This is a genomic window from Streptomyces sp. NPDC050508 (genome assembly GCF_040655155.1).
GTDB lineage: Bacteria > Actinomycetota > Actinomycetes > Streptomycetales > Streptomycetaceae > Streptomyces.
On record NZ_JBFAJJ010000036.1, the window covers coordinates 53,534 to 68,633 of the forward strand.

At 71.3% G+C, this 15,100-nt stretch carries 18 protein-coding genes; 7 read left to right on the plus strand and 11 right to left on the minus strand.

Translation table 11 applies throughout. The features are described from left to right. Window positions 1-2: 2 nt before the first annotated feature. Window positions 3-758: an SDR family oxidoreductase gene (locus tag AB0I69_RS47860; protein WP_363102151.1), complete on the plus strand. Its 756-nt coding sequence runs from the start codon at window positions 3-5 to the stop codon at window positions 756-758. A 33-nt stretch (window positions 759-791) separates the two neighbouring features. Here AB0I69_RS47860 and amaP read toward each other — a convergent pair whose 3' ends face one another. Genes amaP through AB0I69_RS47885 form a run of 5 tightly spaced genes read right to left on the minus strand, consistent with a single transcriptional unit; the run spans window position 792 to window position 3,114 of the window. Continuing rightward, window positions 792-1,370, minus strand: coding sequence for an alkaline shock response membrane anchor protein AmaP (gene amaP / locus AB0I69_RS47865; protein WP_363102152.1), 579 nt, complete (start codon window positions 1,368-1,370; stop codon window positions 792-794). Between the two features lie 5 nt (window positions 1,371-1,375). After that, entirely contained in the window at window positions 1,376-2,014 is a 639-nt protein-coding gene (locus AB0I69_RS47870) for a DUF6286 domain-containing protein (RefSeq protein ID WP_363102153.1), read from the minus strand. Beyond that, window positions 2,011-2,403: a hypothetical protein gene (locus AB0I69_RS47875; RefSeq protein ID WP_363102154.1), complete on the minus strand. Its 393-nt coding sequence runs from the start codon at window positions 2,401-2,403 to the stop codon at window positions 2,011-2,013. The genes AB0I69_RS47870 and AB0I69_RS47875 overlap by 4 nt, the downstream gene beginning before the upstream one ends. Beyond that, a complete protein-coding gene (locus AB0I69_RS47880; protein WP_019060657.1) occupies window positions 2,400-2,585 on the minus strand; it encodes a hypothetical protein in 186 nt (61 codons plus the stop codon). Before AB0I69_RS47880 ends, AB0I69_RS47875 begins: the two co-directional genes overlap by 4 nt. A 43-nt stretch (window positions 2,586-2,628) precedes the next feature. Next, the gene (locus tag AB0I69_RS47885; RefSeq protein WP_363102155.1) at window positions 2,629-3,114 is read right to left on the minus strand and encodes an Asp23/Gls24 family envelope stress response protein; all 486 of its coding nucleotides are present in this window, start codon (window positions 3,112-3,114) and stop codon (window positions 2,629-2,631) included. Between the two features lie 87 nt (window positions 3,115-3,201). Here AB0I69_RS47885 and AB0I69_RS47890 point away from each other — a divergent pair, with 87 nt between their 5' ends. Further along, the gene (locus AB0I69_RS47890; protein WP_363102156.1) at window positions 3,202-3,966 is read left to right on the plus strand and encodes a nucleopolyhedrovirus P10 family protein; all 765 of its coding nucleotides are present in this window, start codon (window positions 3,202-3,204) and stop codon (window positions 3,964-3,966) included. A 26-nt stretch (window positions 3,967-3,992) separates the two neighbouring features. Here AB0I69_RS47890 and AB0I69_RS47895 read toward each other — a convergent pair whose 3' ends face one another. From AB0I69_RS47895 to AB0I69_RS47905, 3 genes are all read right to left on the minus strand, one after another. Then, window positions 3,993-4,805 carry an enoyl-CoA hydratase/isomerase family protein gene (locus AB0I69_RS47895; RefSeq protein ID WP_363102157.1) on the minus strand — a complete coding sequence of 271 codons (813 nt, stop codon included), beginning with the start codon at window positions 4,803-4,805 and terminating at the stop codon, window positions 3,993-3,995. Between the two features lie 117 nt (window positions 4,806-4,922). Next, the gene (locus AB0I69_RS47900; RefSeq protein ID WP_019060653.1) at window positions 4,923-5,141 is read right to left on the minus strand and encodes a helix-turn-helix domain-containing protein; all 219 of its coding nucleotides are present in this window, start codon (window positions 5,139-5,141) and stop codon (window positions 4,923-4,925) included. Between the two features lie 368 nt (window positions 5,142-5,509). Continuing rightward, entirely contained in the window at window positions 5,510-7,108 is a 1,599-nt protein-coding gene (locus AB0I69_RS47905; RefSeq protein ID WP_266767336.1) for an ABC-F family ATP-binding cassette domain-containing protein, read from the minus strand. A gap of 376 nt (window positions 7,109-7,484) precedes the next feature. Here AB0I69_RS47905 and AB0I69_RS47910 point away from each other — a divergent pair, with 376 nt between their 5' ends. Further along, a complete protein-coding gene (locus AB0I69_RS47910) occupies window positions 7,485-8,375 on the plus strand; it encodes a neutral zinc metallopeptidase (protein WP_363102158.1) in 891 nt (296 codons plus the stop codon). Window positions 8,376-8,499: 124 nt separating this feature from the next. Further along, window positions 8,500-8,931, plus strand: a complete 432-nt coding sequence (locus AB0I69_RS47915; RefSeq protein ID WP_363102159.1) for a VOC family protein — start codon at window positions 8,500-8,502, stop codon at window positions 8,929-8,931. A 6-nt stretch (window positions 8,932-8,937) separates the two neighbouring features. Here the strand turns inward: AB0I69_RS47915 and AB0I69_RS47920 are convergent, their stop codons facing one another. The 3 genes from AB0I69_RS47920 to AB0I69_RS47930 all read right to left on the minus strand — a co-directional run bounded on the left by AB0I69_RS47920 (window position 8,938) and on the right by AB0I69_RS47930 (window position 12,460). Beyond that, on the minus strand, window positions 8,938-10,338 hold the full coding sequence (locus AB0I69_RS47920; RefSeq protein WP_363102160.1) for a hypothetical protein: 1,401 nt from the start codon (window positions 10,336-10,338) through the stop codon (window positions 8,938-8,940). A gap of 166 nt (window positions 10,339-10,504) precedes the next feature. Continuing rightward, on the minus strand, window positions 10,505-11,632 hold the full coding sequence (locus AB0I69_RS47925; RefSeq protein ID WP_363102161.1) for an alpha/beta fold hydrolase: 1,128 nt from the start codon (window positions 11,630-11,632) through the stop codon (window positions 10,505-10,507). A 96-nt stretch (window positions 11,633-11,728) separates the two neighbouring features. Continuing rightward, a complete protein-coding gene (locus AB0I69_RS47930) occupies window positions 11,729-12,460 on the minus strand; it encodes a class II aldolase/adducin family protein (protein ID WP_363102162.1) in 732 nt (243 codons plus the stop codon). Between the two features lie 196 nt (window positions 12,461-12,656). Here AB0I69_RS47930 and AB0I69_RS47935 point away from each other — a divergent pair, with 196 nt between their 5' ends. From AB0I69_RS47935 to AB0I69_RS47945, 3 genes are all read left to right on the plus strand, one after another. Beyond that, on the plus strand, window positions 12,657-13,412 hold the full coding sequence (locus tag AB0I69_RS47935; protein WP_363102163.1) for a lysozyme: 756 nt from the start codon (window positions 12,657-12,659) through the stop codon (window positions 13,410-13,412). 98 nt (window positions 13,413-13,510) lie between these two features. Beyond that, complete coding sequence (locus AB0I69_RS47940; RefSeq protein ID WP_363102164.1) at window positions 13,511-14,770, plus strand: inorganic phosphate transporter; 1,260 nt, start codon at window positions 13,511-13,513, stop codon at window positions 14,768-14,770. 33 nt (window positions 14,771-14,803) lie between these two features. Beyond that, window positions 14,804-15,025, plus strand: coding sequence for a hypothetical protein (locus AB0I69_RS47945; RefSeq protein WP_363102165.1), 222 nt, complete (start codon window positions 14,804-14,806; stop codon window positions 15,023-15,025). The last annotated feature ends 75 nt before the right edge of the window (window positions 15,026-15,100 follow it).

A 15,100-nucleotide genomic window follows, 5' to 3' on the forward strand; every position in this document is an offset into this window, starting at 1 on the left:
CCATGGATCTTGGACTGAAGGACCGGGTGTACGTCGTCACCGGGGCCACCCGCGGGCTGGGCAACGCCTCCGCGCGCGAGTTGGTGGCCGACGGCGCGAAGGTGGTCGTCACCGGGCGCGACGAGAAGCGGGCCGCGGACGCGGCGGCCGAACTGGGGCCGAACGCGGTCGGCGTGGCCGTCGACAACGCCGACGCGGAGGCACCGGCCCGGCTGATCGCCGCCGCGCGCGAGCACTTCGGGCGCTTCGACGGCATCCTCGTGAGCGTCGGCGGGCCGCCACCCGGGTTCGTCGCCGACAGCACCGACGAGCAGTGGCAGGCCTCGTTCGAGTCGGTGTTCCTGGGCGCGGTGCGGCTCGCGCGCGCGGCGGCCGGGGAGTTGGAGGCGGGCGGCGTCATCGGGTTCGTACTGTCCGGGTCGGTGCACGAGCCGATCCCGGGGCTGACGATCTCGAACGCGCTGCGGCCCGGTCTGGCCGGCTTCGCCAAGTCCCTCGCGGACGAGCTGGGGCCGCGCGGCATCCGTGTCGTGGGGCTGCTGCCGGCCCGCATCGACACGGATCGCGTGCGCGAGCTGGACGGGATGTCCGCGGACCCGGAGGCCACGCGTGCGGCCAACGAGTCCCGGATTCCGCTGCGGCGGTACGGGACTTCGGACGAGTTCGGGCGGGTGGCGGCGTTTCTGCTGTCGCCGGCCGCGTCCTATCTGACGGGGATCATGGTGCCTGTGGACGGCGGGATGCGGCACGGGTTCTGACGACCCGTCACCTCCGCCTGTCGTCTCGACCCGTCAACTCACCCTCTCCGCACGGTGCTTGACGCCCCTCAGCCAGACCTCCGTCGGCAACGCCTCCAGGCCCGCCGAATCTCGGGCGTGGGAAAGGGCGTTGGCCGTCAGGTGGTCTAGGGCGACTCCGGGGTCCACGTGCGGTTCCAGGCTGAGCTGGACGTGGGCCTCGGGTGCCGTACGGGTGCCGGTGAGCCGCACGTGCGCGTGGGCCACGCCGTCCAGGTCGCCGGCGTCGGTGGCGAGGACGCTCTCCAGGGCCCGGCCCCGCAGCAGCGCGCCTTCTCCGTCGCCGGTGCGGACGGCGACCTCGGTGAGCCGTCGCCGCCGTAGCACCGCGACGAGCCACCACAGGGCGAGCAGGACGAGGACGGCGAGTGCGGCGAGGACCGTCGGCCACCACCAGCCGTCGCCGCGCCAGCGGGTCCGCTCGGCGTCGCTCAGCAAGACGTCGTGACGCCCGTCGTGGACCCACCACGACGGCGGCTTCACGCCGAGCCCGACGGCAAGCACGGAGCCGCCCAGCACGACCAGGACGAGGCCCACGAGACCGGTCACCACACGGTTGACGACCTTCAGCACCGCCCTCACCCCTTCCCTCGGGGACGAACGACATGCACCGACAGCACGGGCGGCCTGGCCAGCCCGAGCCCGGTGATCGCGTCGGTGAGCACGGAGTCCAAGTCGGCCCGTACGTCGTCGAGTTCACGGAAATGGGACACCGCGCGGACGTCGGCTTTCGTCCGGCTCGTGCGCACGCGTACCGACTGCACGCCCGAGACCTCCATGGCCCGGTCGCGCAGCACCATCGCGGCGGCGGCACGCTGCAGGCCGGCCCGGACGTCGGCGTGGGTACGGCGCATCGGCAGCACCTGGCGCAGGCCGGGCGTGAGGGCGAGCACGATCAGCCAGAGGCCGAGGGCGGCGGCGACACCGGCGCCGACGAGCACCCAGGTGTCGTCCAGGGGCCGTTGGGCGAGTTGCCGGGCCAGTTCCCGGCGCCAGTGCGCGGCGGGCCGCTTCGCGCGCACGGCGGTGACGTCGTAGAGCAGGGCGCCCGCGCCGACGAGCACCAGGACGGCGACGATGCCCGCGGGGACGCGGCGCGCCGACCAGAAGCGGCCGCCCTTGCCGTCCCCGTCGTGGACGACGGGGACGGGATCGGTCTCCTTCTCGATGACCGGTAGTCGTTGGGTCGTGCCATCGGAGCCCTGGGGCTCGCTCATCGCGTCCTCCCCTGTGCCGCGCCGTGCGCCCGTGTCGGATGCAGCCGTTCCACTTGGACGGCGACCTCGGGCACCTCCATGCCCACCAACGCGCGTACCCGCTGAACCACCTGTCGACGCACCTGAAAACAGCGGTCGCCGATGTCGCAGGGATAGTCGAGTTCGAGATGCACGCGCACGCGTGCGGTCTCGTGGTGTACGACGACGGTGGCATGCGGCGGTGCGGCCTCCGGGGGCAGCGGTCCGAGCGCCTCACGCGCGGCCTGCGCGGCGATCTTCGCCACGACCCGGTCGGCGATCCGGGTGGCGCCGCGTTCGCCGGGTGCGACGACCGCCAGGGGTCTGCCGCGCTCGTCGACCGCGCCGTCCCCGCCGCTCATGGGCGTCATCGCCGCCGGTCGTCACGCGAGCGGAAAAAGTCGCCGAGCTCCAGGTCCCCCTCCAGGAACCGGCCGACGACGAACCCGATGGCGCCCAGGGCCGCCACCAGCAGGAAGGCCCCGAACCCGCCGAAGTACCCGGCGAAGCCCAGCGCCATTCCGGCGATCATGCCGACCACGGCCCTGCTCATCCTGCGCTCCTCAACTCGTTCGTCGATTGGTTCGTCGGCACGGTCACTGGAGGCGGGGCTCCGGTTCCTCGTCCTCTTCGTCCGGCAGCTTCACATCGCTCACCGCGATGTTGACCTCGACGACTTCGAGTCCGGTCATCCGTTCCACGGCCGCGATGACGTTCTCCCGTACGGCCCGGGCCACATCCGCGATCGACACGCCGTAGTCGACGACGATCTCCAGGTCGAGGGCGGTCTGTACCTCGCCGACCTCGGCCTTCACGCCCCGGGACACCGACTTCGTACCGCCGGGCACCCGGTCGCGCACGGCACCGAAGGTGCGGGACAGCCCGCTGCCCATGGCGTGCACGCCGAGAACGTCCCGGGCGGCCAGTCCGGCGATCTTCTCCACGACGCCGTCGGCGATGGTGGTGCGCCCTCGGGACGCCGGGTCGCCCCCGCCGCGTTTGGTGGGGGGTTTCCGGGTCTGCAGGGGCTCCCGCTCGCCGTCGGGGTCCTGCGTGCGGTTCCGCTCCGTCATGTCGGTCATCGCCGTACGTCCCTTTCGGTCGTCGTCCTTCGACCACGGTAAGTGCGGTTGCCCGGTCTCGCGCTGGACATGCGGCAGGCTGGAGGAATGACGGCGGACTCATGGACGCGAGCGGTACGGCATCAACTGCGGCTCGGCAGGCTGCTGCCCCTGGGCGACCGGCGCGACGGAGCGTGGATCGCCGAGCGGGCGGCCGAGGCCGTACTGCGGGGCGTGGCTCAGCATGTACGGGGCGTGCGGCTGGGGGCGCTGCGCATCGCGCTCGCCGATCCGGAGGATGTGGAAGAGCCCGCCGTACCGCCTCCGCCGGGTGCGCTGCCGCCCGGTCCGCTGCGGATCACGGCCGATTTCGCGGCCGTGGCGACCGAGCCGCTCCCGGCCACGGCGTCCCGGCTGCGCGAGGTCCTGGCCACGGCCGCGGCGGAGCGGCTCGGCCTGGTGGTGGCGGAGGTTGATCTACAGGTGACGGCGCTGCTGGACCATATGGACGATGTCGACCGTGTGGACGATACGGACCGTGCCGCCGCCGACATTGACCATGCCATTGACCACGTTGACGACATTGATCGTGTGGGCGATGGTGACGACGGCGGCGAGTCCCTCATCATCGCGACCGTCCTTGCCGTCCCGGGCGTGGTCCGGCTGACCGGCACGCTGGGTGGACTGGGCAGGGCGGTACACATCGAGCAGCCTGCGGGCGAGGGTGTGCTGCCGCGCCTCCACGCGCGCGTGGAGCTCGCGGTGCGCGCGGACCACCGGGCTCTGGATGTGGCCCGGGAGGTCCGCGCGAGGGTCGCCGAGGTGCTGCCCGGTCACCCGACCGTGGCGGTGCTCATCACCAGGATCGGCTGAGCAACGATCGAACGATCGGCTGCCGCCTATTCGCCGACGCCGGCCAGGTCCCGCAGTCGTCGTCCCTGTGCGGCGCGCTCGGCGGCGCGCTGGTCGTCGTACGTGCGGCCCTGGACGCCCTGGAGCAGCGCCTTGGTCTCGATGACGGCGTCACGCGGTGCGGCCAGCAGTGCGGTCGTCAGGTCGCGTACGGCGTCCTCGACCTGGTCCGCGGGCACGGCGATGTTCGCGAGGCCGGTACTGACGGCCTCCTCGGCCGTGACGGCGCGCCCGGTCGCGCAGATCTCCAGCGCACGGGCGTAACCGACGAGACCCACCAGAGGATGCGTGCCGGTCAGGTCGGGCACCAGCCCGAGGCTGGTCTCGCGCATGGCGAACTGCACATCGTCGGCGACGACGCGCAGGTCACAGGCGAGGGCGAGTTGGAAGCCGGCCCCGATGGCATGCCCCTGTACGGCGGCGATGGACACGATGTCGCTGCGTCGCCACCAGGTGAAGCCCGCCTGGTACTCGGCGATGGCCTCGTCCAGCACGGCGTCACTGCTGCGCGCGAGGTCGATGAACGACGGTTCGCCGTCGAAGCCCTCGGGCGTGAACGCCTGCCGGTCGAGTCCGGCCGAGAAGGACTTGCCCTCGGCACACAGCACCACGACACGGACGGTGCCCGGCAGCAACCGCCCGGCCTCCGCCAACGCCCGCCAGAGAGCAGGACTTTGAGCGTTGCGCTTGGCCGGGTTGGTCAGCGTCACCGTGGCGATCGCGTCGTCGACGGTGAGCCGTACGCCGTCCTTGTCGAGTACGGGACCGAGGTCCTTGTCGTCCTGTTCGGGCGAAGCCATGGGGCGCCTCCGATGTGTGCGGTCAACAGAGCAGAGCTAAGTGACTGCACAGTAACCACCCGGCCGGTCAGTCGTCCGACCGGGTGGCCACCATCGAAGCCGATGGGCCGCCCGGGGTCAGGCCGAAGCCTTCTTGCCCCGGGTCGCCCCGCCACGCCCACGGAGCGTGACGCCCGACTCACTGAGCATCCGGTGGACGAAGCCATACGAGCGGCCGGTCTCCTCGGCCAGCGCCCGGATGCTCGCACCGGAGTCGTACTTCTTCTTTAGGTCTGCCGCGAGCTTGTCGCGCGCGGCGCCGGTTACCCGGCTGCCCTTCTTCAGAGTCTCGGCCACCCGTGCCTCCTCATGGGAAGTGCGCTCTTGGTCTCCTCATGATCACCCCTCCAAGCGTTCATGGCCACCCATTCGGCAAGGTCCGTAAGACAAGGTTTTGACGACAGGAGCGCGTCCCCACAAGTGGAATGTGGAATTCCTGAGGGTCGTGTCCGTACGGCCGAACGAGTTGTTCCGTGAAGTGCCTGGTCAGAGACGCAGAACGGCCGAGCCCTTGTCGATAAAGGGCTCGGCCGGAAAATCGATGTACGACACACCTCGGTACGAGGAGATCTCACACAGATGGTGGATCACCGGTAGGCCGAATGATCCATACGCCGTGGATCAAGCATTCGATCAAGCGGCACTGACCGTCGGGCGGCCGACCGTCAGGCGAGCGCGACGAGATCCGCGTAGTCCGCGCCCCACAGGTCCTCGACGCCGTCCGGCAGCAGGATGATGCGCTCCGGCTGCAGTGCCTCGACGGCGCCCTCGTCGTGGGTGACGAGGACGACGGCGCCCTTGTAGGTGCGCAGCGCGCCGAGGATCTCCTCGCGGCTGGCGGGGTCCAGGTTGTTCGTCGGCTCATCCAGGAGGAGGACGTTCGCGGACGACACCACGAGGGTGGCGAGCGCGAGGCGGGTCTTCTCGCCGCCGGAGAGGACCCCGGCCGGCTTGTCGACGTCGTCGCCCGAGAACAGGAAGGAACCGAGCGTCTTGCGGACCTCGACGAGGTCCAGGTCGGGGGCGGCGGAGCGCATGTTCTCCAGGACCGTGCGCTCCGGGTCGAGGGTCTCGTGCTCCTGCGCGTAGTAGCCGAGCTTGAGGCCGTGGCCCTCGATGACCTCGCCGGTGTCGGGCTTCTCGGCGCCGCCGAGGAGCTTCAGGAGGGTCGTCTTGCCGGCGCCGTTCAGGCCGAGGATGACGACGCGCGAGCCCTTGTCGATCGCCAGGTCGACGTCGGTGAAGATCTCCAGGGAGCCGTACGACTTCGACAGGCCCTCCGCCATGAGCGGGGTCTTCCCGCAGGGCGAGGGCTCCGGGAAGCGCAGCTTGGCGACCTTGTCGGAGACACGCACCGCGTCGAGCCCGGCGAGCAGTCGGTCGGCACGCTTGGCCATGTTCTGCGCGGCGACCGTCTTGGTGGCCTTGGCGCGCATCTTGTCGGCCTGCGAGTGCAGGGCGGCGGCCTTCTTCTCGGCGTTCTGCCGCTCGCGCTTGCGGCGCTTCTCGTCGGCCTCGCGCTGCTGCTGGTAGAGCTTCCAGCCCATGTTGTAGTAGTCGATCTGGGAGCGGTTGGCGTCCAGATAGAACACCTTGTTGACGACGGTCTCGACGAGGTCGGTGTCGTGGGAGATCACGATGAAGCCGCCGCGGTACGTCTTCAGGTAGTCGCGCAGCCAGACGATCGAGTCGGCGTCGAGGTGGTTCGTGGGCTCGTCGAGGAGCAGCGTGTCCGCGTCGGAGAACAGGATGCGGGCCAGCTCGATACGGCGGCGCTGACCGCCGGAGAGCGTATGGAGCGGCTGGCCGAGAACCCGGTCCGGGAGGTTCAGCGCGGCGGCGATGGTGGCGGCCTCGGCCTCGGCGGAGTAGCCGCCCTTGGTGAGGAACTCCGTCTCCTGGCGCTCGTACTGGCGCATGGCCTTGTCGCGGGTGGCGCCGCTGCCGTTGGCGATGCGCTGTTCGTTCTCGCGCATCTTGCGGATCAGGGTGTCCAGGCCGCGCGCGGAGAGGATGCGGTCGCTGGCGAGCACGTCCAGGTCGCCGGTGCGGGGGTCCTGCGGGAGGTAGCCGACCTCGCCGGAGCGGGTGACGGTGCCGCCGGCGGGCTGGCCCTCGCCGGCCAGGACCTTGGTCAGGGTGGTCTTGCCGGCGCCGTTGCGCCCGACCAGACCGATGCGGTCGCCCTTGGCGACACGGAAGGTTGCGGACTCGATGAGGACGCGGGCACCGGCGCGCAGCTCGATACCGGAGGCGGAGATCACGGTCAGACTCCAGAGCGGGGTCGTAGGCGGAAGGGGCGGCTGAGGACGTTCCCGCCGTCTAATGCGCGAGGAGAATGGCCATAGGCCAAGTCTAACGGGGCCGTGCAAGCGCTTTTCCGGTGCGCGACAGGTCCTTGCCGTGGGGCGGGCGGCCCGGGGTGATCCGGTACAGGTCGTCCACGGCCATGAGCTGCGCGGTCGGCGCCGGTGCCAGGAGATGAGCGGCGCCGCACCGTGACGTACGGCACGCGCGTGCGTGCGGGCTCGGTGGGCGGGGCTGGGGGCCGTCCCCCGTTCGGCCCCTCGTCCGGCGCCCCGGTGGAGACGGCGGGCGAGGATGACGCCAGGGGGTCCACACGCGCGGAGAGCGGGGCCCATGCAGTTCGACGACGACGCGAATCTGGACACCTCCGAGGTACAGGACGTGCGTGGCAGCCGGATTCCCGGTGGCCGGGCGACCGTGGGCGGGGGTCTCGCGGGGCTGATCGCGCTCCTCCTCGGGCTCTTCTTCGGTGTCGGGCCGGACAACCTGGGGTTGTCGTCGGGCAGCGACTCCCCGGTGGCGACCGCGTCCTCGCTGGCCCAGGTGCAGTCGAGCTGCCGTACCGGGCAGGACGCGAACACCAAGGAGGACTGCCGCATCGTGGCGGTGGTCAACAGCGTGCAGGACTTCTGGACGCAGGAGTTCCGGCGGCGCAGCGGTACGTACACACGGTCGCCGACGGTCTTCTTCAGCGGGCAGGTCGCCACCGCGTGCGGGACGGCGACCTCCGCGGTGGGGCCGTTCTACTGCCCCGGCGACCGCAAGGTCTATCTGGACCTCGGGTTCTTCGACGAACTGCGGACGAAGTTCGGCTCCAGCGGCGGTCCGTTCGCGCAGGCGTATGTGGTGGCCCACGAGTACGGGCACCACGTGCAGGACCTGATGGGCACGCTCGGCAGGTCGCAGGACGGGCGGACCGGCGCGAACAGCAACGCGGTGAAGGTGGAACTGCAGGCGGACTGCTACGCCGGGGTCTGGGCGCACCACGCGACCACCACGAAGGACGAGTCGACCGGGCGGCCGTTGCTCACCAGCCTCACGGACGCCGACATCCGGGACGGCCTGGACGCGGCGGCGGCCGTGGGGGACGACCGGATCCAGGAGCGGTTCCAGGGCCGGGTGACGCCGGAGACCTGGACGCACGGGTCGGCGGCGCAGCGGCAGCAGTGGTTCTACCAGGGGTACAAGAGCGGGGACATGGCGCGGTGCAACACCTTCCGCTGACGGTGGGACCGCGGTCCGCCGGTCGCCGTGCCCGGTTCGCGGGGCGTTGTCAGTGGCGGGTGCAAGACTCGTCGAAAGCACTCAGAACATCGAAAAACACCCGATGCACAAGGAAGTGATCGGCATGGCAGGCAAGGACAGCGGGCGTCCGAGCATCTACCCGTCGCTGTTGTACGCGGACGCGAGGGCGGCGATCCGGCAGCTCACGGAGGCCTTCGGCTTCACCGAGCTGGCGGTGTACGAGGGCGAGGACGGCTCGGTCATGCACGCCGAGCTGGCGCAGGGCAACGGCGCGGTGATGCTCGGCTCCAAGGGCCGCGGCGGCCGCTTCGACGAGGCGATGAAGAGCGCGGGACCCGCCGGGGTGTACATCGTCGTGGACGACATCGACGCCCATCACAGGCGGGCCGTGGAGCACGGCGCGGAGATCCTGATGCCCCCGACGGACCAGGACTACGGATCGCGGGACTACATGGCCCGGGACATCGAGGGCAACATCTGGAGCTTCGGTACGTACGCTCCGGAGCTGCCGGAGATACCGAAGACAGGGACCTGACCGCGCCTAGCTTCCCCCCGTGTGCACCTGGAAGGCCGCCCGGCGTACGGCCTTGGCGAGGGCCGGGTCGGGATGGGCCGCGGCGAGCGCGACGAGGACCTGCACGGTGCGGGGATGGCCCACGGCGCGCACCTCGTCGAGGAGCATCGGGACGGTCGGCTGGATCGCGGACTCCAGGTGGCGCACGAGCAGCGGGGCCTCACCGTGGTCGGCGACGGCGGCGGCGCTGTCGACCCACAACCAGGTGGCCTCCTCGCGGGTGAGGACCTCGTGAGCGTCCTCCGGGTCGATCCCGTCGTGCTCCGCGAGCCACAGCAGGGCGTACGGCCGCAGCGTCGCCTCGTCGGCGACGGCGCGGACGTCGGGCTCGGCGGGGGCGCCGACGACGCGCAGCGCCTCGAAGGCGAGGCCGCGCAGCAGGGCGTCCTCACCGCGGGCGGCGTCGATCAGCTGGCCGACCGCGGTGCCCACGGTGCGGGCGGCGAGCCAGGCACGGTACTCGGCGCGGGCGGCGTTCGGGCGGAGCTGGGAGCAGCCGCGGAGCATGTCCTCGGCGGACTGCTCGATGTTCCCGGCGGGGCTCTGCGCGGCCACGCAGATCTGCTCCAGCTTGACCCAGACCGCCCAGCTGCCGAGCGGGGTGAGGGTGGCCTGGGCGTCGCCGTAGGTGAGGGCACCGACGGAGGCGAGGGCGTGCAGGGCCCAGTCGAGGAGGGGGTCGAGGGGGGTGTCGGCGGCCGGTGGCTGCTGCACGGGCTCGGGCTGCGGGCCGTAGGGGATCTCGCAGCGCTCGGTGCGCAGTTCGGTGACCCGTTGTTCGAGGAGGTCGAGGAGCTGTTCGACGGGGACGGGACCGGCGGACAGCTGGAGGAAGGAGAGCACCTGAGGCATGGCCGAGACCACCTCGGCGACGGCTGAGGGCTCATGCTCCCGGGGTTCCGGGTGGGCGAGCGACCAGGCGTCGAAGAGGGCGACCCAGCCGCGCAGTACGGCGCTGTCGTCGCGGTCCCAGGCACGCAGCCGCCAACCGGGGCGGGCACTGTCGCCGTGCACCTCGACGAGGCCGGCGAGGCGGGCGGTGTCCCAGTCGGCGCGGACCTGAGCCGGGGTCAGGCCCAGATCCTCGGCCGCGAGTTCGGCGGTCGAATCGGAGAGGGTGCCCTTGCCGTCGGGGCTCGCGCTGTCACGGCCGGGGCGTAGTGCGGCGTCGGCCCAGTGGGCGACGCGGGCGGCTCCGGCCAGGCCGGAGCGTGCCATTCTGGCCAGTTCCGCGGGGGCCGGTGTGCCCTCCGGAGGGCGGGGTGCGGGGCGGCGCGAGCGCCGCTGGTTCATCGCTCGGGGGGCGGCGGCCAGGGGTCGCGGGCGGACGAGTCGAAGCCTGGAGTCGCGCGGGATACGGGACGTCACGGGTGCAGTCTTCCGGTTGACGGTCCGAAAACCCAAACGGAATGTCACGGCGGGCGACGGGGATGGCCAAGGCACAGGGTCTCGCGGGCTGCTGGGGACCGGGATCAGGCCAGTAGTACAGGGCTAAACGGAAGGTCGGTGAGGGGGACCGATGGCTGGGCAAGGGTTACATCAGGGGCGTCAAGAATCGGCGCAGGATCTCTTCGTAGCCGGTCGGGTCGGCGTTCCACATGGCGCTGTGCGGGGCGTGGGCGACCGGCTGGAGGGTGATCAGGTCGGGGCGGTGGGCGGCGAAGCGGCGGGAGAGGGTCCAGGGGGCGACCGTGTCGTCCGGGCCGTGGAAGATCAGGGTCGGGATCCTGAGCCGGGTGGGGTCGGCGGCCTCGGCGATGCGGTCGCCGTGCAGACCGGTGCGGCCCTGGGCGGCGCGGACCGCCAGCGGCAGCAGCGCGCCCGGGGTGTGCCGGGCCGTGGCGAGGGCGCGCAGCGTCGTCTCCCAGTCCAGCACCGGCGAGTCCAGCACCAGGCCGGAGACGCGGTCGCGCACCGCGGAGTGGGCGGCGGCGCGCAGGGCCATCGTGGCGCCGGTGGACCAGCCGTACAGGACGACGTGCTCGGCGCCGTAGCGCACGGCGTAGCGGATCGCCGCGTCCAGGTCGCGCCACTCGGTCTCGCCGAGGTGGCCCAGGCCGTCGGGGTTGCGGGGTGCGCCCAGGTCGCCGCGGTAGGCGAGGGCGAGCACCGGGAAGCGGTTGCGGTGCAGGAACTCCATGACGTTCAGGGAGAGTTCGCGGGTCGCGGCAAGGCCGTGCACCGCGATCACCCAGGTGCTCCGGGCTCCGGGCACGAACCACGCGGGCAGGGAACCGAGTTCGCCGGGGATGTCGATGTCGGCGTGGTCCAGGCCGAGGGCCGCGCTCGGGTTGCCGATGTGGACGTTCGGGGTGAGCCACACCTTGTCGCCGGGGCGCAGCGTGCCGTGGGTGACGCGTTCCAGGCGGCGTACGACGGTGTCGGCGGTGGGAGACGCCGTGTCGATGACGGGACCGACGACCGCGTGGGAGCCGTCGCCGGCGAGGCCGTAGGTGCCGGGGCGCAGGGAGGCCAGGTCCCGGGTGAGGGTGATCTGGCCGGCGGCGGTGGCGTGCACCGTGAGCCGGGGTTCGGTCGGCAGGGGGCGGCCGGGCGGCGCCTTGAGTGCGGCGTCGCTGGCGTACCGGCCGGCGGCGACACCGAACGCGCCGGCCGCGAGGGCCACGGAGACGGCCGCGGCCGTCGCTTTGACTGTGCGCACGGGTCCAGTGTCACGGGGGACCCGTCCGGCGGCCAGCCGAAGGCGGCTCAGGGGGCGAGGGGGCCGAAAGGAGCGAGAGGTACAGGAAGGAGGCAGTCACCCCCGCTGCCCATACCCCCGCAACCGCTCCCCCGCCTCCGCCACCTGCTCCCCCGACAGCAGCGTCGGAGACAGACCCGGCACCGACGACGCCGTCAGCCACAGTCGGCACATCCACTCCAGCTGGGCCGTGCGGTCGAACGCCTGGTCCAGGGAGTTGCCGTAGGCGATCGTGCCGTGGTTCTGGAGGAGGCAGGCGGAGCGGTCGGCGAGGGCGTGGAGCATGTTCTCGGCCAACTCCTCGGTGCCGTATGTCGCATACGGGGCAACCCGGACCGGGCCGCCGAGAGCGCCGGACATGTAGTGGATCGACGGGAGTTCGGGGACGAGGGTCGAGACGGCCGTCGCGTGCACGGCGTGGGTGTGGACGACGGCCCGGGCGTCGGTGCTGCGGTAGACGGCGAGATGCATGGGCAGTTCGCTCGTCGGGAGGGCGGTGCCGAGGACCTGCCGGCCGTCAAGGTCGACGCCGACCGTGTCGTCGGGTGTCAGCCGGTCGTAGGGGACGCCTGAGGGTGTGACCAGGACGATGTCGCCGACGCGCACCGAGACGTTCCCGGAGGTGCCGACCACCAGGCCGTCGGACACCGTCCGACGGGCCGTCACGACGAGCTCGTCCCAGGCATGCGCCTCCTCGGAGTGCACACGCCTCCGCCACGGCTCCCCCACAGCCTGTGCGCCCTCCCGGACGTCCCGCCCACCCCGCTCGTCCCGCCGCTGCTCAGCCATGCCGCGATCCTGCCAGCCGGTTCCCCAACACGCGCTCGGGCGAGGGCACTTTAAGCCGGAAGTCACGCATCCGAAAGAGTACATATAGGCATGCAACGCCCACTCAAGCCGCTTGGCTGGAGACCGATCGGCATCGACAGATCTTCCAATAGCCTCTGGGAGATTTGTCGTGCACGTCGCCATTCCCGGGGGAAACATGGCTCGTGATCGCAAACCGTCCCGTCGCCGCACCCGCCTCGTCGCGGTCGCCGTGGCCGCACTCGCCGTCGGCGGCACCACACCCGCGCTCGCCGACATCCCGGCCGCGGCCGGGGGCCCCGTGAAGGGGCACGACGTCTCCTCGCACCAGAAGAACGTCAACTGGTCGAGCGCGAAGGCGAAGGGCGCCACGTTCGTCTACGTCAAGGCGACCGAGTCCACCAACTACCGCAATCCGTACTTCAGTCAGCAGTACAACGGCGCCCGCGCCGCGGGCATCGTTCGCGGTGCGTACCACTTCGCACTGCCGAACAAGTCGTCCGGCGCGACCCAGGCCGCGTACTTCGTGGCGCACGGCGGCGGCTGGAAGGCGGACGGCTGGACGCTGCCGCCCGCGCTCGACATCGAATACAACCCGTACGACAAGAAGCACGGCTGCTACGGCCTGAGCAAGGCGAAGACGGTGAGCTGGATCAAGGCCTTCAGCGCCGAGGTGAAGCGGGAGACCGGCCGCCGCCCGGTGATCTACACCACCGCCCACTGGTGGAACACCTGCACGGGCAACAGCACCGCCCTGGCCACGACACACGCACTGTGGATCGCCCGCCACGAGTCGGCGGACGCGGGATCGCTGCCCGCCGGCTGGTCGTACTGGACCTTCTGGCAGTACGACAACAGCGGCAGCCTGCCGGGTGACCAGAATCTCTTCAACGGGACGGCGAGCCAACTGCGGAAGTTCGCACGCGGATACTAGGCAATCCGGACACCACAGAGACCCCCTCAGTTCATCTTCCGTTCATCCAGGTTGCCTACGGTCAACGCGCCAATGACCTCGAACGATTGCCTGGGTAAATGGAAAGCTTCTCGCTGATCCTCGCGATTGTGGTGGTCACCGCACTCGCGTTCGATTTCACGAACGGTTTCCACGACACCGCCAACGCGATGGCCACCACCATCTCGACCGGTGCACTCAAGCCCAAGGTCGCGGTGGCCATGTCGGCCACCCTCAACCTGGTGGGCGCTTTTCTCTCCGTGGAGGTCGCCAACACGATCTCCAAGGGTCTCGTCGATGAGAGCGGCATCCGTCCCGAGGTCATCTTCGCCGCGTTGGTCGGCGCGATCCTCTGGAACCTGGTGACCTGGCTCGTCGGCCTGCCGTCCAGTTCCTCGCACGCCCTCATGGGCGGTCTGATCGGCGCCACCATCGCCTCGGCCGGCACCGGCGCGGTCCACGGCGACGTCCTGGTCACCAAGGTGCTGCTGCCCGCGGTCGCCGCCCCGATCGTCGCGGGCGTCGCGGCGATGCTCGCCACCCGCTTCTCGTACGCCCTGAGCCGGAACTCGGAGGGCAAGGCCGCCGACAAGGGCTTCCGCGTCGGCCAGATCGCCTCCGCCGGCCTGGTCTCGCTGGCCCACGGCACGAACGACGCGCAGAAGACGATGGGCATCATCACGCTGGCCCTGATCGCCGGCGGCTCCATCGCCCCCGACTCCGACCCGCCCACCTGGGTCATCCTCTCCGCGGGCATGGCCATCGCGATGGGCACCTACATCGGCGGCTGGCGCATCATCCGCACGATGGGCAAGGGCCTGACCGACCTCCGGCCGCAGCAGGGCTTCGCCGCCCAGACCAGCGCCGCCGCGGTCATCCTGGCCTCCTCGCACATCGGCTTCTCGCTCTCCACCACGCACGCCGTCTCCGGCTCGGTGATGGGTGCCGGGCTCGGCCGCAAGGGCGGTGTCGTCCGCTGGTCGACCGCCACCCGGATGTTCGTCGCCTGGGGTCTGACGCTGCCGGCCGCCGCGCTCGTCGGCGCGCTCGCCGAGTCCGTGACCGACCTCGGCGACTGGGGCACCGCCCTGGTGGCCACCTTCCTGGTCGCCGCCAGCACGGGCATCTGGCTGCTCTCCCGCCGCCAGGTCGTCGACGCCTCGAACGTCAACGAACTCGACGAACCGGCCGGCGTGGTGACCACCGCCATCGCCGCCGTGACCCCGCCCCCGTCGGTCGCCCTGTCCGAGGGCCTCACGGCGACGATCCCCTCCCCGCCCGTGAACCCGGCCCCCGTCGTGCAGTCCGGCCCGGCGACCCCGCCGGCCGCCGCCGTCTGAGCCCGCGCCCCGGACACGAAGGAACGAATCAGCATGCACATCGACTGGGCAGCCCTCGGCTCCGTCTTCGGCGTCAGCCTCGTGGCCACCGTGGCCCTGGTGGCCGTCTTCACCCTCGGCATCGTCGGCCTCTCCCGCCGCGAACGCGCCACCGCCCAGGGCGACTCCGCGCCGCTCGCCCTGACCGGCGCCTACGCCTGCTTCGCGGCCTGCGCGGCGGCGGTGGCGTACGGGATCTATCTGATCGTGGCCTGACCGGCCGCGAGTCGAACGGAACGTGGGGTGCGGGACGGATCACCGTCCCGCCTCACGGCCACAGCGCCGCAGAAC

What these genes read in the sequence shown, in the direction of transcription:
- AB0I69_RS47860 (WP_363102151.1), top strand. Translation starts at nt 3, where the DNA reads ATGGATCTTGGACTGAAGGACCGGGTGTACGTCGTCACCGGGGCCACC.
- AB0I69_RS47930 (WP_363102162.1), bottom strand. Translation starts at nt 12,460, where the DNA reads ATGGCTGAGCAGCGGCGGGACGAGCGGGGTGGGCGGGACGTCCGGGAG.
- AB0I69_RS47885 (WP_363102155.1), bottom strand. Translation starts at nt 3,114, where the DNA reads ATGACCGACATGACGGAGCGGAACCGCACGCAGGACCCCGACGGCGAG.
- AB0I69_RS47890 (WP_363102156.1), top strand. Translation starts at nt 3,202, where the DNA reads ATGACGGCGGACTCATGGACGCGAGCGGTACGGCATCAACTGCGGCTC.
- AB0I69_RS47945 (WP_363102165.1), top strand. Translation starts at nt 14,804, where the DNA reads ATGCACATCGACTGGGCAGCCCTCGGCTCCGTCTTCGGCGTCAGCCTC.
- AB0I69_RS47875 (WP_363102154.1), bottom strand. Translation starts at nt 2,403, where the DNA reads ATGACGCCCATGAGCGGCGGGGACGGCGCGGTCGACGAGCGCGGCAGA.
- AB0I69_RS47910 (WP_363102158.1), top strand. Translation starts at nt 7,485, where the DNA reads ATGCAGTTCGACGACGACGCGAATCTGGACACCTCCGAGGTACAGGAC.
- AB0I69_RS47895 (WP_363102157.1), bottom strand. Translation starts at nt 4,805, where the DNA reads ATGGCTTCGCCCGAACAGGACGACAAGGACCTCGGTCCCGTACTCGAC.
- AB0I69_RS47940 (WP_363102164.1), top strand. Translation starts at nt 13,511, where the DNA reads ATGGAAAGCTTCTCGCTGATCCTCGCGATTGTGGTGGTCACCGCACTC.
- AB0I69_RS47880 (WP_019060657.1), bottom strand. Translation starts at nt 2,585, where the DNA reads ATGAGCAGGGCCGTGGTCGGCATGATCGCCGGAATGGCGCTGGGCTTC.
- AB0I69_RS47915 (WP_363102159.1), top strand. Translation starts at nt 8,500, where the DNA reads ATGGCAGGCAAGGACAGCGGGCGTCCGAGCATCTACCCGTCGCTGTTG.
- AB0I69_RS47870 (WP_363102153.1), bottom strand. Translation starts at nt 2,014, where the DNA reads ATGAGCGAGCCCCAGGGCTCCGATGGCACGACCCAACGACTACCGGTC.
- AB0I69_RS47935 (WP_363102163.1), top strand. Translation starts at nt 12,657, where the DNA reads ATGGCTCGTGATCGCAAACCGTCCCGTCGCCGCACCCGCCTCGTCGCG.